This window comes from Streptomyces sp. cg40, from assembly GCF_050320165.1.
Classification (GTDB): Bacteria; Actinomycetota; Actinomycetes; order Streptomycetales; family Streptomycetaceae; genus Streptomyces; species Streptomyces hokutonensis.
The window spans coordinates 8136220-8150564 of the sequence record NZ_CP190128.1 but is presented as its reverse complement, the minus strand read 5'-3'; the positions used below and the strand labels follow the sequence as shown (position 1 = coordinate 8150564).

Here is a 14345-nt window from a genome sequence, read left to right as displayed (position 1 = left end):
CCCGAACGGGCGGGCGGGACAAGGCACCTGAGGGACAGGGCTGTCAGTGACGGCCCGTATCCTCAGTGACCATGCTCGAAGACCACTCGCCCGCAGTGTCCGCAGCCACTCCGTGGCCGGCCGCGTATCCCCAGGGGTATGCGGTGGTCGACGTGGAGACCACCGGTCTGGCCCGGGACGACCGGATAATCTCCGCGGCCGTGTACCGGCTGGACGCGCTCGGCGAGGTCGAGGACCACTGGTACACGATGGTCAACCCGGAGCGCGATCCGGGCCCGGTGTGGATCCACGGTCTGACGAGTGACGTACTGGAGGGCGCGCCCCTCTTCAAGGACATCGCCGAGGAGTTCGCGACCCGTCTGGAGGGCCGGGTGCTGGTCGCGCACAACGCGGTCTTCGACTGGCAGATGATCGCGCGGGAGTACGCGCGCGTGCAGATCGATCCCCCGGTCCGCCAGCGGCTGTGCACCATCGCGCTCTCCAAGGAGCTGGCCCTCCCGCTGCCCAACCACAAGCTGGAGTCCCTGGCGGCGCACTTCGGAGTCGTGCAGCAGCGCGCGCACCACGCGCTGGACGACGCGCGCGTGCTCGCCGAGGCGTTCCGGCCGAGCCTGCGGGCGGCGGCGAGCAGCGGCGTACGGCTGCCGCTGCACGAGTGCAGGCCGCTGACCGAGTGGACCGCCGACCGGCCGGCGCCCCGGATCGGCCACCAGGGGGGCGGCTACAGCGGCTACGGGGCGGGCAGTTGGCGCCCCGCGCGCAAGCGGCCCGCGTGCCCGTACCCGAACCCGGGGCGGTTCGAGGACGGCAAGCCGCTCAAGCAGGGGATGCGGATCGCGTTCTCCGGGGACACGTCCATCGAGCGCGAGCTCCTGGAGGACCGGGCCGTGGAGGCCGGACTCCATGTCGCCACGAGCCTGTCCCGGCTGACCAGCCTGCTCGTCACGAACGACCCGGACTCGGGTACCTCGAAGGTGGTCAAGGCCCGCCAGTTCGGCACGCCCGTGGTGGACGAGGCGGCGTTCGGACAGCTGCTCCGGGACGTCGAGCAGGCGGACTGAGGGCAGCGCGGGGAGCCGTACGGACGGGTGATTGGGGCGCGACTCGCCCCACACCCGCTCGCCCGTGCCGGGCGGACGGCTCACCCTGTGGCGCATGGCGAGATGTGAAGTGTGCGGCAATGACTACGGCATGAGCTTCGAGGTGCACGCGCAGGGCGCGGTGCACGTCTTCGACTGCTTCTCGTGTGCGATCCACCGCATGGCCCCGATCTGCGAGCACTGCCGGGTGCAGATCATCGGCCAGGGCGTGGAGGTCGAGGGCCACTGGTTCTGCGGCGGCCACTGTGCGCGGGCGGAGGGGAAGGTGGGCATCGTCGACAAGGTGTGAGCCGCCGGCCCGAAGGAGCCCCTTCCGGTACCCCCCTCAATGCGCCCCACGACCGAGTTGTACGGTCGTGGGGTGTACCGCTTCCTGATGTCCCGGCAGTGGGTGATCCTCGCGTTGATCACCCTCCTCCTGATCCCCACGATGATCAGGCTGGGCATCTGGCAGATGCACCGCTACGAGATGCGCAGCGCCCGCAACCAGCTGGTCGCCAACGCGCTGCACGCCAAGCCGGTCCCCGTGGAGACGATCAGCACCCCCGGGCACGCGGTCACCCGCAAGGAGAAGTACCGCACCGTCACCGCGACAGGCACCTTCGAGACCTCCAAGGAAGTCGTCGTCCGGCGCCGCACCAATGACGACGACGAGGTCGGCTTCCATGTACTCACCCCGTTCGTGTTGACGGACGGCAAGGTCGTGTTGATCAACCGTGGATGGATCCCGGCGAACGGCGCGCAGACCGCCTTCCCGAAGATCCCCGCGCCGCCGAGCGGGAAGACCACCATCACCGGGCGCCTGATGGCCGACGAGACGACCGCGGCGAGCGGCATCAAGGACATCAAGGGCCTGCCCGACCGCCAGATCATGTTGATCAACAGTGCGGAGCAGGCGAAGCGGCTGCACGCCCAGGTGCTCGGCGGCTATGTCGAGCAGACGGCGCCCGAGGCGAAGGGCGGCACCCCGGAGCAGATCTCCGACCCGGGCAAGGAAGACGCCCCGCTGAACTACGCGTACATGATCCAGTGGTGGCTGTTCGCCGCGGCCGTACCGGTCGGCTATGTCGTCCTGGCCCGCCGCGAGGCCCGCGACCGCCGGGAGGCGGCGGCCAAGGAGCAGGAGACGGAGCAGTCGGAACCGGCGACGGTCTGACCCCTCGCTCGTCACCCGCCCGGCCCCGGCCCGGGATTGCGTGGTCGATACTCCGGGAACCCGCACCCCGTGCACCCACGTATCGAGGACTACGCCGTCATCGGCGACGAACAGACCGCGGCCCTGGTCGGCATGGACGGCTCGGTCGACTGGCTGTGTCTGCCCCGCTTCGACTCTGCGGCCTGCTTCGCGCGACTGCTCGGCGACGAGGACAACGGCCACTGGCGGATCGCCCCCGTAGGCGCAGAGCGCTGCACCCGCCGCGCCTACCGCCCCGACACTCTGGTCCTGGACACGGAGTGGGAGACCGCCGAGGGCACGGTGCGCGTCACCGACCTGATGCCCCAGCGCCATCGCGCCCCCGATGTCGTACGCGTCGTGGAGGGCCTGAGCGGCAAGGTCACCGTCCGCAGCACGCTCCGCCTGCGCTTCGACTACGGCGGGGTCGTGCCGTGGGTGCGCAGGTCCGACGGGCACCGGGTGGCCGTCGCGGGCCCCGACTCGGTGTGGCTGCGCAGCGAGCCGGAAGTGCGCACCTGGGGCGAGGACTTCAGCACCCTCTCGGAGTTCACCGTCGAGGCCGGCGAGAAGGTCGCCTTCGTCCTCACCTGGCATCCCTCGCACGAGCCGCGTCCGCCGCTCGTCGACCCGTACAAGTCGCTGCGGCACAGCGTCGCGGACTGGGAGCACTGGGCGGCCCGCTGCCGCTACGACGGCCCCTACAGGGACGCGGTCGTACGTTCCCTGATCACCCTCAAGGCCCTCACCTACCGCCCGACCGGCGGGATCGTCGCCGCGGCCACCACCTCGCTGCCCGAGGAGATGGGCGGCGTACGCAACTGGGACTACCGCTACTGCTGGCTGCGCGACTCCAGCCTCACCCTGGGCGCCCTCGTCGCCGCGGGCTACCACAAGGAGGCCGAGGCCTGGCGCGACTGGCTGCTGCGCGCGGTCGCGGGCGATCCGGCGGACCTGCAGATCATGTACGGCGTGGCGGGCGAACGGCGGCTGCCCGAGTTCGAACTGCCGCACCTGACCGGCTTCGGCGGCTCGGCCCCCGTGCGGATCGGCAACGGCGCCGTCAACCAGCTCCAACTCGACGTCTACGGGGAGGTGATGGACTCCCTGTGGCTGGCCCGGCGCGCGGGTCTGTCGCCCAAGCCGCACATGTGGTCCCTCCAGAGCGTCCTCCTGGAGTGGCTGCGCGCACAGTGGCGGCAACCCGACGAGGGCCTGTGGGAGGTGCGCGGCGGGCGCCGGCACTTCGTGCACTCCAAGGTCATGGTGTGGGTGGCCGCCGACCGGGCCGTACGCACTCTGGAGGAGTACGCCGACCTCCCGGGGGACCTGTCGGGCTGGCGCGAGCTGCGGGACGCGGTGCACAAGGACGTGTGCGAGAAGGGCTTCGACCCGGTGCGCAACACGTTCACGCAGTACTACGGGTCGCAGGAACTCGACGCGGCCCTGCTGCTGATCCCCCGCTTCGGTTTCCTGCCGCCCGACGATCCCCGGGTCGTCGGCACAGTGGACGCGGTGCAGGCGGCGCTCGGCCACGACGGCTTCGTACGCCGCTACGACACCGCCGCCGACGTCCCCGTGGACGGCCTCCCGGGCGACGAGGGCACCTTCCTGGCGTGCTCCTTCTGGCTCGTGGACGCGCTGCACCTGACGGGCCGTACGAAGGAGGCCCGGGTGCTGTTCGAGCGTCTGGTGGGGCTCGCGAACGACGTGGGGCTGCTCGCCGAGGAGTACGACCCGGTGGCCGGCCGTCAGCTGGGCAACTTCCCGCAGGCGTTCAGCCACATCGGCCTGGTGAACACCGCCCTCGCCCTGTTCGGGGGCGAGAAGGCAGGATAGGGGCCATGGATCTTGGACTGAAGGACCGGGTGTACGTCGTCACCGGGGCCACCCGTGGACTGGGCAACGCGGCCTCGCGCGAGCTGGTGGCCGACGGCGCGAAGGTCGTCGTCACCGGGCGGGACGCGCAGCGGGCCGCCAACGCTGCGGCCGAACTGGGGCCGAACGCGGTGGGCGTGGCCGTCGACAACGCCGACGCGGACGCGCCGGCCCGGCTGATCACCGCCGCGCGCGAGCGCTTCGGGGGCTTCGACGGCATCCTCGTGAGCGTGGGCGGGCCGCCGCCCGGGTTCGTCGCGGACACCACCGACGAGCAGTGGCAGGCGTCGTTCGAGTCGGTGTTCCTGGGCGCGGCACGGCTCGCCCGCGCGGCGGCCGGTGAGCTGGAGGCGGGCGGGGTCATCGGCTTCGTGCTGTCCGGTTCGGTGCACGAGCCGATCCCCGGGCTGACGATCTCGAACGCGCTGCGGCCCGGCCTGGCCGGTTTCGGCAAGTCGCTGGCGGACGAGCTGGGGCCGCGCGGCATCCGTGTCGTCGGACTGCTGCCCGCCCGCATCGACACGGACCGCGTGCGCGAGCTGGACGGCCTCTCCGCGGACCCGGAGGCCACCCGCGCGGCCAACGAGTCGCGGATTCCGCTGCGGCGGTACGGAATGCCGGACGAGTTCGGGCGCGTGGCGGCGTTCCTGCTGTCGCCGGCCGCGTCCTACCTGACGGGGATCATGGTGCCGGTCGACGGCGGTATGCGGCACGGTTTCTGACGTACCGTCAACTGACGCGCTCCGCGCGGTGTTTGACGCCCGTCAGCTGTACCTCCGTCGGGAGTGCGTCCAGGCCCGCCGAGTCGCGGGCGTGGGCCAGGGCGTTGGCCGTCAGGTGGTCGAGGGCGACTCCGGGGTCCACGTGGGGTTCCAGACTGAGCTGGACGCGGGCCTCGGGCGCCGTGCGGGTGCCGGCGAGCCGCACGTGCGCGTGCGCCACGCCGTCCAGGTCGCCCGCGTCGTTGGCGAGGACGCCCTCCAGGGCCCGGCCCCGCAGCAGCGCGCCCTCGCCGTCGCCGGTGCGGACGGCGACCTCGGTGAGCCGGCGCCGCCGCAGCACCGCGACGAGCCACCACAGGGCCAGCAGGACGAGGACCGCGAGCACGGCGAGGACCGTGGGCCACCACCAGCCGTCGTGCCGCCAGCGGGTCCGCCGGGCGTCGCTCAGCAGGACGTCGTGACGGCCGTCGTAGATCCACCAGGACGGCGGCTGCACGCCCAGCCCGACGGCCAGTACGGACCCGCCGAGCACGACCAGCACGAGACCCACGACTCCGGTCACCACACGGTTGACGATCCTGAGCACCGGTCTCACCTCTTCCGTCCGGAACGGCCGACGTGCAGCGACAGCGCGAGCGGCCCGGCCAGTCCGAGACCGGTGATCGCGTCGGTGAGCACGGCGTCCAGGTCGGCCCGTACGTCGTCGAGTTCACGGAAATGGGACACCGCGCGGACATCGGCTTTCGTCCGGCTCGTGCGGACGCGGACCGACTGCACACCCGAAACCTCCATGGCCCGGTCGCGCAGCACCATCGCGGCGGCGGCGCGTTGCAGGCCCGCGCGGACGTCGGCGTGGGTGCGGCGCATCGGCAGCACCTGGCGCAGGCCGGGCGTGAGCGCGAGCACGATCAGCCAGAGGCCGAGGGCGGCGGCGATGCCGGCGCCGACGAGGACCCAGGTGTCGTCCAGGGGCCGCTCGGCGAGTTGCCGGGTCAGTTCGCGGCGCCAGTGCGCGGAGGGCCGTTTGGCGCGCACGGCGGTGATGTCGTAGAGCAGGGCGCCCGCGCCGACGAGGAGCAGGACGGCGACGATGCCCGCGGGGACGCGGCGCGCCGACCAGAAGCGGCCGTCCTTGCCGCCGCCGTCGACCAGGGGGGCCGGACCGCGGTCCGCCGCCGGGTCGTACCCGCCGTGTCCGGGGTCGGTCGCCTTCTCGATGACCGGTAGTCGTTGGGTCGTGCCTTCGGAGCCCTGGGACTCGCTCATCGCGTCCTCCCCTGTGCCGCGCCGTGTGCCGGTGCCGGATGCAGCCGTTCCACCTGGACGGCGACCTCGGGCACCTCCATGCCCACCAACGCGCGTACCCGCTGAACCACCTGTCGACGCACCCGAAGACAGCGGTAGCCGATGTCGCACGGATAGTCGAGTTCGAGGTGCACGCGCACGCGTGCCGTCTCGTGGTGTACGACCACGGTGGCATGCGGCGGGGCGGCGTCCGGGTGCAGCGGTCCGAGCGCCTCGCGCGCGGCCTGCGCGGCGATCTTGGCCACGACGCGGTCGGCGATCCGGGTGGCGCCCCGCTCGCCGGGCGGGACTGCCGACGGGGGTCTGCCGCGCTCGTCGACCGCGCCGTCCCCGCCGCTCACGGACGTCACCGCCGCCGGTCGTCGCGCGAGCGGAAGAAGTCGCCGAGTTCCAGGTCCCCCTCGAGGAACCGGCCGACGACGAACCCGATGGCGCCCAGGGCGGCCACCAGCAGGAACGCGCCGAACCCGCCGAAGTATCCGGCGAAGCCCAGCGCCATTCCGGCGATCATGCCGACCACGGCCCTGCTCATCCTGCGCTCCTCAGCTCGTTCGTCGGCCCGCTGTTCATGGGTTCATCCGTCGGTCCGGTCACTGGAGCCGGGGCTCCGGTTCGTCGTCCTCCTCGTCGGGCAGCTTCACGTCGCTGACCGCGATGTTGACCTCGACGACCTCGAGTCCGGTCATCCGCTCCACGGCCGCGATGACGTTCTCCCGTACGGCCCGGGCCACGTCCGCGATCGACACCCCGTAGTCGACGACGATCTCCAGATCGAGGGCGGTCTGCACCTCGCCGACCTCGGCCTTCACACCCCGGGACACCGACTTCGAACCGCCGGGCACCCGGTCGCGCACGGCCCCGAAGGTGCGGGACAGTCCGCTGCCCATGGCATGGACGCCCAGGACGTCCCGCGCGGCCAGCCCGGCGATCTTCTCCACGACCCCGTCGGCAATGGTCGTACGCCCCCTGGACGCCGGATCGCCCCCGCCGCGCTTGGTCGGGGTCTTACGGGTCAGCAGGGGCTCCCTCTCGCCGTCGGGGTCCTGCGTCCGGTTCCGCTCCGTCATGTCGGTCATCGCCGTACGTCCCTTTCGGTCGTCGTCCTTCGACCACGGTAAGTGCGGTTCCATTCTCCCGCGCCGGGGATGCGGCAGGCTGGAGGAATGACGGCGGACTCATGGACGCGAGCGGTACGGCAGCAGTTGGGGCTCGGCAGGCTGTTGCCCCTGGGCGACCGGCGGGACGGCGCCTGGATCGCGGAGCGGGCGGCCGAGACCGTGCTGCGGGGCGTGGCGAAGCACGTACGGGGCGTGCGGCTGGGCGCGCTGCGCATCGCGCTCGCCGATCCGGAGGACGTGCACGAGCCCGCCGTACCGCCACCGCCGGGGGCGCTGCCGCCCGGTCCGCTGCGGATCACGGCCGCCTTCGCGGCCGTGGCGACCGAGCCCCTTCCGGAGGCCGCGTCCCGGCTGCGTACGGCGCTGGCGACGGCCGCAGCGGAGCGGCTCGGGCTGGTGGTGACGGAGGTTGATCTACAGGTGACAGCCTTGCTGGACCGTATGGACGACATTGATCATGTGGACGATGTGGATCGTTCCGCCGCCGACATTGACCGTGTTGATGACCTTGACCTGATGGTCAACGTTGACGACGGCGGCGAGTCCTTGATCATCGCAGCCGCGCTCCGCGCCCAGGGCGTGGTCCGGCTGACCGGTGCGCTGGGCGGGCTGGGGCGGGCGGTGCACATCGAGGAGCGGCAGGGCGAAGGTGCGCTGTCGCGCCTCCACGCGCGCGTGGAGATCGCCGTGCGCGCGGACCACCGGGCCGTGGAGGTGGCCCGGGAGGTCCGCGCGATGGTCGGCGAGGTGCTGCCCGGTCATCCCACCGTGGCAGTGCTCGTCACGAGGATCGAATGAGCCACGAGGGCTGACCCACGATCGGCCGACGCCTATTCGCCGACGCCGGCGAGGTCCCGTAGCCGTCGGGCCTGGGCTGCGCGCTCGGCGGCGCGCTGGTCGTCGTACGCACGCCCCTGGACGCCCTGGAGGAGCGCCTTGGTCTCGATGACCGCGTCGCGCGGCGCGGCCAGCAGGGCCGTCGCCAGGTCGCGTACGGCGTCCTCGACCTGGTCTGCGGGCACGGCGATGTTGGCCAGGCCGGTGCTCACCGCTTCCTCGGCCGCGACGAAGCGCCCGGTCGCGCAGATCTCCAGCGCACGGGCGTAGCCGACGAGCCCCACGAGCGGGTGGGTACCGGTCAGGTCGGGCACCAGTCCGAGGCTGGTCTCGCGCATGGCGAACTGCACATCGTCGGCGACGACGCGCAGGTCACAGGCGAGGGCGAGCTGGAAGCCCGCCCCGATGGCATGCCCCTGTACGGCGGCGATGGACACGATGTCGCTCCGTCGCCACCAGGTGAAGCCGGCCTGGTACCCGGCGATGGCCTCGTCCAGCACGGCGTCGCTGCTGTGCGCGAGGTCGATGAACGACGGTTCGCCGTCGAAACCCTCGGGCGTGAACGCCTGCCGGTCGAGGCCGGCCGAGAAGGACTTGCCCTCGGCACGCAGCACCACGACACGGACGGAGCCCGGCAGCAACCGCCCGGCCTCCGCCAACGCCCGCCACAGAGCAGGACTTTGAGCGTTGCGCTTGGCCGGGTTGGTCAGCGTCACCGTGGCGATCGCGTCGTCGACGGTGAGCCGTACGCCGTCCTTGTCGAGTACGGGACCGAGGTCCTTGTCGTCCTGTTCGGGCGAAGCCATGGGGCGCCTCCGATGTGTGCGGTCAACAGAGCAGAGCTAAGTGACTGCACAGTAACCACCCGACCGGTCAGTCGTCCGACCGGGTGGCCACCATCGAAGCCGTCGAGCCGCTCGGGGTCAGGCCGAAGCCTTCTTGCCCCGGGTCGCCCCGCCACGCCCACGGAGCGTGACGCCCGACTCACTGAGCATCCGGTGGACGAAGCCATACGAGCGGCCGGTCTCCTCGGCCAGTGCCCGGATGCTCGCACCGGAGTCGTACTTCTTCTTCAGGTCTGCCGCGAGCTTGTCGCGCGCGGCGCCGGTTACCCGGCTGCCCTTCTTCAGAGTCTCGGCCACCCGTGCCTCCTCATGGGAAGTGCGCTCTTGGTCTCCTCATGATCACCCCTCCAAGCGTTCATGGCCACCCATTCGGCAAGGTCCGTAAGACAAGGTTTTGACGACAGGAGCGCGTCCCCACAAGCGGAATGTGGAATTCCGTACGGCCGTGTCCGTACGGCCGAACGAGTTCCCGCGCGAAATACCTGGTCAGAGACGCGGAACGGCCGAGCCCTTGTCGATAAAGGACTCGGCCGGAAAATTGATGTACGACACACCTCGGTACGAGGAGATCTCACACAGATGGTGGATCACCGGTAGGCCGAATGATCCATACGCCGTGGATCATGCCTTCGATCAAGCCGGTTCGATCAGGCCAGGGCGACGAGATCCGCGTAGTCCGCGCCCCACAGGTCCTCGACGCCGTCGGGCAGCAGGATGATCCGCTCCGGCTGCAGCGCCTCCACGGCGCCCTCGTCGTGGGTGACGAGGACGACGGCGCCCTTGTAGGTGCGCAGCGCCCCGAGGATCTCCTCGCGGCTGGCCGGGTCGAGGTTGTTCGTCGGCTCGTCCAGGAGGAGGACGTTCGCCGAGGACACCACCAGGGTGGCGAGCGCGAGGCGGGTCTTCTCGCCGCCGGAGAGGACCCCGGCGGGCTTGTCGACGTCGTCGCCCGAGAACAGGAAGGAGCCGAGCGTCTTGCGGACCTCGACCAGGTCGAGGTCGGGGGCGGCGGAGCGCATGTTCTCCAGGACCGTGCGCTCCGGGTCGAGGGTCTCGTGCTCCTGCGCGTAGTAGCCGAGCTTCAGGCCGTGGCCCTGGATGATCTCGCCGGTGTCCGGCTCCTCGGCACCGCCGAGGAGCTTCAGGAGGGTCGTCTTGCCGGCGCCGTTCAGGCCGAGGATGACGACGCGCGAGCCCTTGTCGATGGCCAGGTCGACATCGGTGAAGATCTCCAGGGAGCCGTACGACTTCGACAGGCCCTCCGCCATGAGCGGGGTCTTGCCGCAGGGCGAGGGCTCCGGGAAGCGCAGCTTGGCGACCTTGTCGGAGACGCGCACCGCGTCGAGCCCGGCGAGCAGCCGGTCGGCGCGCTTGGCCATGTTCTGCGCGGCGACCGTCTTGGTGGCCTTGGCGCGCATCTTGTCTGCCTGCGAGTGCAGGGCGGCGGCCTTCTTCTCGGCGTTCTGCCGCTCGCGCTTGCGGCGCTTCTCGTCGGCCTCGCGCTGCTGCTGGTAGAGCTTCCAGCCCATGTTGTAGACGTCGATCTGGGCGCGGTTGGCGTCCAGGTAGAACACCTTGTTGACGACGGTCTCGACGAGGTCGACGTCGTGGGAGATCACGATGAAGCCGCCGCGGTACGTCTTCAGGTAGTCGCGCAGCCAGACGATCGAGTCGGCGTCGAGGTGGTTCGTCGGCTCGTCGAGCAGGAGCGTGTCCGCGTCGGAGAACAGGATGCGGGCCAGTTCGATACGGCGGCGCTGACCGCCGGAGAGCGTGTGCAGGGGCTGGCCGAGCACGCGGTCGGGCAGGTTCAGCGCGGCGGCGATGGTGGCGGCCTCGGCCTCGGCGGAGTAGCCGCCCTTGGTGAGGAACTCGGTCTCCTGGCGCTCGTACTGGCGCATGGCCTTGTCGCGGGTGGCGCCGCTGCCGTTGGCGATGCGCTGTTCGTTCTCCCGCATCTTGCGGATCAGGACGTCCAGACCGCGCGCGGAGAGGATGCGGTCGCTGGCGAGCACGTCCAGGTCGCCGGTGCGGGGGTCCTGCGGGAGATAGCCGACCTCGCCGGAACGGGTGACGGTGCCGCCGGCGGGCTGGCCCTCACCGGCCAGGACCTTGGTCAGGGTGGTCTTGCCGGCGCCGTTGCGGCCGACCAGACCGATGCGGTCGCCCTTGGCGATGCGGAATGTCGCGGACTCGATGAGGACGCGGGCACCGGCGCGCAGTTCGATACCGGAGGCGGAGATCACGGTCAGACTCCAGAGCGGGGTCGTAGGCGGAAGGGGCGGCTGAGGACGTTCCCGCCGTCTAATGCGCGAGGAGAATGGCCATGGGCCAAGTCTAACGGGGCAATGCAAGGGTTTTTCCGGTGCGCGGGTGTGTTCGGCGCCACCTGGGGCGTCCCCCGTTCGGCCGCTCGTCCGGCGCCCCCGCGCGGGCCGCGGGCGAGGATGGGCGCCAGGGGGTCCACACGCGCGGAGAGCGGGGCCCATGCAGTTCGACGACGATGCCGATCTGGACACCTCCGAGGTGCAGGACGTACGCGGCAGCCGGATTCCCGGCGGGCGCGCGACCGTGGGCGGGGGTCTCGCCGGGCTGATCGCACTCCTCCTGGGGCTGTTCTTCGGCGTCGGCCCCGACAACCTGGGGTTGTCGTCGGGCGGCGACTCACCGGCGGCGACCGCGTCCTCGCTGGCCCAGGTCCAGTCGAGCTGCCGTACCGGACAGGACGCGAACACCAAGGAGGACTGCCGCATCGTGGCGGTGGTCAACAGCGTGCAGGACTTCTGGGCGCAGGAGTTCCGGCGGCGCAACGGGACGTACACCCGCTCCCCCACGGTCTTCTTCAGCGGGCAGGTCGCCACCGCGTGTGGAACCGCGACCTCGGCGGTGGGGCCGTTCTACTGTCCCGGTGACCGGAAGGTCTATCTGGACCTGGGCTTCTTCGACGAGCTGCGGACGAAGTTCGGCTCCAGCGGCGGCCCGTTCGCGCAGGCGTACGTCGTGGCCCACGAGTACGGGCACCACGTGCAGGACCTGATCGGCACGCTGAGCCGGTCGCAGGACGGGCGGACCGGCGCCAACAGCAACGCGGTGCGGGTGGAGCTGCAGGCGGACTGCTACGCGGGGGTCTGGGCGCATCACGCGACAACCACGAAGGACGAGTCGACCGGACGGCCGCTGATCACCAGCCTCACGGAGGCCGACATCCGGGACGGGCTGGACGCGGCGGCGGCCGTGGGCGACGACCGGATCCAGGAGCGGTTCCAGGGCCGGGTCACGCCCGAGACCTGGACGCACGGGTCGGCGGCGCAGCGGCAGCAGTGGTTCTACGAGGGTTACCGGACCGGTGACATGGCGCGGTGCGACACCTTCCGCTGACGGCCGTTCCGCCGGTTCGCGGGGCGTTGTCAGTGGCGGGTGCAAGACTCGTCGAAAGCGATCAAAGCGGCGAAAACGCCAAGAGGACCCGATACCCGACGCACAGGGAAGTGATCGGCATGGCAGGCAAGGACAGCGGGCGTCCCAGCATCTACCCGTCCCTGCTCTACACGGACGCGAAGGCGGCGATCCGGCAGCTCACGGAGGCCTTCGGCTTCACCGAACTCGCGGTGTACGAGGGCGAGGACGGCTCGGTGATGCACGCCGAGCTGGTGCAGGGCAACGGCGCGGTGATGCTCGGCTCCAAGGGCCGCGGCGGCCGTTTCGACGAGGCGATGAAGAGCGCGGGACCCGTCGGGGTGTACCTCGTCGTGGACGACGTCGACGCCCACCACCGACGGGCCGTGGAGCACGGCGCGGAGATCCTGATGCCCCCGACGGACCAGGACTACGGATCCCGGGACTACATGGCCCGGGACATCGAGGGCAACATCTGGAGCTTCGGGACCTACGCCCCGGAGATACCGGGGACGACAGGCGCCTGACCCTGTCCGGACGACAGGCGCCTGAACCCGCCTAGCTGCCCCCTGTGTGCACCTGGAAGGCGGCCCGGCGCACGGCCTTGGCCAGCGCCGGGTCGGGGTGGGCGGCGGCGAGCGCGACCAGGACCTGCACGGTGCGCGGGTGGCCCACCGCGCGGACCTCGTCGAGGAGCATGGGGACGGTCGGCTGGATCGCCGACTCCAGATGGCGCACGAGCAGCGGGGCCTCCCCGTGGTCGGCGACCGCGGCGGCGGTGTCGACCCACATCCAGGTGGCCTCCTCGCGGGTGAGGACCTCGTGGGCGTCCTCCGGGTCGATCCCGTCGTGCTCAGCGAGCCACAGCAGGGCGTACGGCCGCAGTGTCGCCTCGTCGACCGACGCGCGGACGTCGGGCTCGGCGGGGGCGCCGACGACGCGCAGCGCCTCGAAGGCGAGACCGCGCAGCAGGGCGTCCTCACCGCGGGCGGCGTCGATCAGCTGGCCGACCGCGCTGCCCACGGTGCGGGCGGCGAGCCAGGCACGGTACTCGGCGCGGGCGGCGTTCGGGCGGAGCTGGGAGCAACCGCGGAGCATGTCCTCGGCGGACTGCTCGATGTTCCCGGCGGGGCTCTGCGCGGCCACGCAGATCTGCTCCAGCTTGACCCAGACCGCCCAGCTGCCGAGCGGGGTGAGGGTGGCCTGGGCGTCGCCGTAGGTGAGGGCACCGACGGAGGCGAGGGCGTGCAGGGCCCAGTCGAGGAGGGCGTTGAGCGGGGTGTCGTCGGCGGCCGGGGGCTGCTGGACCGGCTCGGGCTGCGGGCCGTAGGGGATCTCGCAGCGCTCGGTGCGCAGTTCGGTGACGCGCTGGCCGAGGAGGTCGAGGAGCTGGGCGACGGGGACGGGCCCGGCGGACAGCTGGAGGAAGGAGAGCACCTGAGGCATGGCCGAGACGACCTCGGCGACGGCTGAGGGCTCGTACTCCCGGGGTTCCGGGTGGGCGAGCGACCAGGCGTCGAAGAGGGCGACCCAGCCGCGCAGTACGGCGCTGTCGTCGCGGTCCCAGGCGCGCAGCCGCCAGCCGGGGCGGGCGCTGTCGCCGTGCACCTCGACGAGGCCGGCGAGGCGGGCGGTGTCCCAGTCAGCGCGGACCTGAGCCGGGGTCAGCCCCAGATCCTCGGCCGCGAGTTCGGCGGTCGCCTCGGAGAGGGTGCCTTTGCCGTCGGGGCTCGCGCCGTCACGGCCGGGGCGTAGTGCGGCGTCGGCCCAGTGGGCGACGCGGGCCGCGCCGGCCAGGCCGGAGCGTGCCATTCTGGCCAGTTCCGCGGGGGCCGGTGTGCCCTCCGGAGGACGGGGTGCGGGGCGGCGCGAGCGCCGCTGGTTCATCGCTCGGGGGGCGGCGGCCAGGGGTCGCGGGCGGACGAGTCGAAGCCTGGAGTCGCGCGGGATACGGGACGTCACGGGTGCAG

Annotated in this window: 17 protein-coding genes; 8 read left to right on the top strand and 9 right to left on the bottom strand. The window is 71.6% G+C overall.

The window, feature by feature from the left end; all coding sequences use genetic code 11:
* Positions 1 to 71: 71 nt before the first annotated feature.
* The 5 genes from ACQHII_RS36765 to ACQHII_RS36745 all read left to right on the top strand — a co-directional run bounded on the left by ACQHII_RS36765 (position 72) and on the right by ACQHII_RS36745 (position 4874).
* Positions 72 to 1061: a DEDDh family exonuclease gene (locus ACQHII_RS36765; RefSeq protein ID WP_026178346.1), complete on the top strand. Its 990-nt coding sequence runs from the start codon at positions 72 to 74 to the stop codon at positions 1059 to 1061.
* Between the two features lie 94 nt (positions 1062 to 1155).
* A complete protein-coding gene (locus ACQHII_RS36760) occupies positions 1156 to 1389 on the top strand; it encodes a hypothetical protein (RefSeq protein WP_399122917.1) in 234 nt (77 codons plus the stop codon).
* Positions 1390 to 1461: 72 nt separating this feature from the next.
* Positions 1462 to 2256, top strand: a complete 795-nt coding sequence (locus tag ACQHII_RS36755; RefSeq protein ID WP_427923310.1) for an SURF1 family protein — start codon at positions 1462 to 1464, stop codon at positions 2254 to 2256.
* A gap of 69 nt (positions 2257 to 2325) precedes the next feature.
* A complete protein-coding gene (locus ACQHII_RS36750; protein WP_427923309.1) occupies positions 2326 to 4113 on the top strand; it encodes a glycoside hydrolase family 15 protein in 1788 nt (595 codons plus the stop codon).
* A gap of 5 nt (positions 4114 to 4118) precedes the next feature.
* Positions 4119 to 4874, top strand: a complete 756-nt coding sequence (locus tag ACQHII_RS36745; protein WP_427923308.1) for an SDR family oxidoreductase — start codon at positions 4119 to 4121, stop codon at positions 4872 to 4874.
* Positions 4875 to 4881: 7 nt separating this feature from the next.
* Here ACQHII_RS36745 and amaP read toward each other — a convergent pair whose 3' ends face one another.
* From amaP to ACQHII_RS36720, 5 genes are read right to left on the bottom strand one after another with little or no spacing between them, the layout of a single operon-like run.
* Complete coding sequence (gene amaP, locus ACQHII_RS36740) at positions 4882 to 5460, bottom strand: alkaline shock response membrane anchor protein AmaP (protein ID WP_427923307.1); 579 nt, start codon at positions 5458 to 5460, stop codon at positions 4882 to 4884.
* 5 nt (positions 5461 to 5465) lie between these two features.
* Positions 5466 to 6140 (bottom strand): DUF6286 domain-containing protein, encoded by a 675-nt coding sequence (locus tag ACQHII_RS36735; protein WP_427923306.1) that lies wholly within the window; start codon positions 6138 to 6140, stop codon positions 5466 to 5468.
* The gene (locus tag ACQHII_RS36730) at positions 6137 to 6529 is read right to left on the bottom strand and encodes a hypothetical protein (protein ID WP_427923305.1); all 393 of its coding nucleotides are present in this window, start codon (positions 6527 to 6529) and stop codon (positions 6137 to 6139) included. Before ACQHII_RS36730 ends, ACQHII_RS36735 begins: the two co-directional genes overlap by 4 nt.
* On the bottom strand, positions 6526 to 6711 hold the full coding sequence (locus ACQHII_RS36725) for a hypothetical protein (protein ID WP_019060657.1): 186 nt from the start codon (positions 6709 to 6711) through the stop codon (positions 6526 to 6528). The genes ACQHII_RS36730 and ACQHII_RS36725 overlap by 4 nt, the downstream gene beginning before the upstream one ends.
* Positions 6712 to 6769: 58 nt before the next feature.
* A complete protein-coding gene (locus ACQHII_RS36720) occupies positions 6770 to 7255 on the bottom strand; it encodes an Asp23/Gls24 family envelope stress response protein (protein ID WP_262061915.1) in 486 nt (161 codons plus the stop codon).
* 87 nt (positions 7256 to 7342) lie between these two features.
* Between ACQHII_RS36720 and ACQHII_RS36715 the strand changes: the two genes are divergently transcribed.
* Positions 7343 to 8095 carry a nucleopolyhedrovirus P10 family protein gene (locus ACQHII_RS36715; protein WP_427923304.1) on the top strand — a complete coding sequence of 251 codons (753 nt, stop codon included), beginning with the start codon at positions 7343 to 7345 and terminating at the stop codon, positions 8093 to 8095.
* Positions 8096 to 8127: 32 nt separating this feature from the next.
* On the opposite strand, the gene ACQHII_RS36710 is transcribed toward ACQHII_RS36715, so the two are convergent.
* The 3 genes from ACQHII_RS36710 to ACQHII_RS36700 all read right to left on the bottom strand — a co-directional run bounded on the left by ACQHII_RS36710 (position 8128) and on the right by ACQHII_RS36700 (position 11225).
* Positions 8128 to 8940: an enoyl-CoA hydratase/isomerase family protein gene (locus tag ACQHII_RS36710; RefSeq protein ID WP_427923303.1), complete on the bottom strand. Its 813-nt coding sequence runs from the start codon at positions 8938 to 8940 to the stop codon at positions 8128 to 8130.
* Between the two features lie 117 nt (positions 8941 to 9057).
* Positions 9058 to 9276 (bottom strand): helix-turn-helix domain-containing protein, encoded by a 219-nt coding sequence (locus tag ACQHII_RS36705; protein WP_019060653.1) that lies wholly within the window; start codon positions 9274 to 9276, stop codon positions 9058 to 9060.
* A gap of 350 nt (positions 9277 to 9626) precedes the next feature.
* Positions 9627 to 11225 carry an ABC-F family ATP-binding cassette domain-containing protein gene (locus tag ACQHII_RS36700; protein ID WP_427923302.1) on the bottom strand — a complete coding sequence of 533 codons (1599 nt, stop codon included), beginning with the start codon at positions 11223 to 11225 and terminating at the stop codon, positions 9627 to 9629.
* Positions 11226 to 11466: 241 nt separating this feature from the next.
* Between ACQHII_RS36700 and ypfJ the strand changes: the two genes are divergently transcribed.
* Positions 11467 to 12357, top strand: a complete 891-nt coding sequence (gene ypfJ, locus ACQHII_RS36695) for a KPN_02809 family neutral zinc metallopeptidase (protein WP_427923301.1) — start codon at positions 11467 to 11469, stop codon at positions 12355 to 12357.
* A 119-nt stretch (positions 12358 to 12476) separates the two neighbouring features.
* A complete protein-coding gene (locus ACQHII_RS36690; RefSeq protein WP_427923300.1) occupies positions 12477 to 12902 on the top strand; it encodes a VOC family protein in 426 nt (141 codons plus the stop codon).
* Between the two features lie 31 nt (positions 12903 to 12933).
* Here the strand turns inward: ACQHII_RS36690 and ACQHII_RS36685 are convergent, their stop codons facing one another.
* Entirely contained in the window at positions 12934 to 14337 is a 1404-nt protein-coding gene (locus tag ACQHII_RS36685) for a hypothetical protein (RefSeq protein WP_427923299.1), read from the bottom strand.
* Positions 14338 to 14345 lie beyond the last annotated feature (8 nt).

Bases quoted from the DNA above. Each gene is read 5' to 3' on its own strand.
- ACQHII_RS36765 (WP_026178346.1), top strand. From the start codon at position 72: ATGCTCGAAGACCACTCGCCCGCAGTGTCCGCAGCCACTCCGTGGCCG.
- ACQHII_RS36710 (WP_427923303.1), bottom strand. From the start codon at position 8,940: ATGGCTTCGCCCGAACAGGACGACAAGGACCTCGGTCCCGTACTCGAC.
- ACQHII_RS36760 (WP_399122917.1), top strand. From the start codon at position 1,156: ATGGCGAGATGTGAAGTGTGCGGCAATGACTACGGCATGAGCTTCGAG.
- ACQHII_RS36725 (WP_019060657.1), bottom strand. From the start codon at position 6,711: ATGAGCAGGGCCGTGGTCGGCATGATCGCCGGAATGGCGCTGGGCTTC.
- ACQHII_RS36690 (WP_427923300.1), top strand. From the start codon at position 12,477: ATGGCAGGCAAGGACAGCGGGCGTCCCAGCATCTACCCGTCCCTGCTC.
- ACQHII_RS36715 (WP_427923304.1), top strand. From the start codon at position 7,343: ATGACGGCGGACTCATGGACGCGAGCGGTACGGCAGCAGTTGGGGCTC.
- ACQHII_RS36745 (WP_427923308.1), top strand. From the start codon at position 4,119: ATGGATCTTGGACTGAAGGACCGGGTGTACGTCGTCACCGGGGCCACC.
- ACQHII_RS36720 (WP_262061915.1), bottom strand. From the start codon at position 7,255: ATGACCGACATGACGGAGCGGAACCGGACGCAGGACCCCGACGGCGAG.
- ypfJ (WP_427923301.1), top strand. From the start codon at position 11,467: ATGCAGTTCGACGACGATGCCGATCTGGACACCTCCGAGGTGCAGGAC.
- ACQHII_RS36735 (WP_427923306.1), bottom strand. From the start codon at position 6,140: ATGAGCGAGTCCCAGGGCTCCGAAGGCACGACCCAACGACTACCGGTC.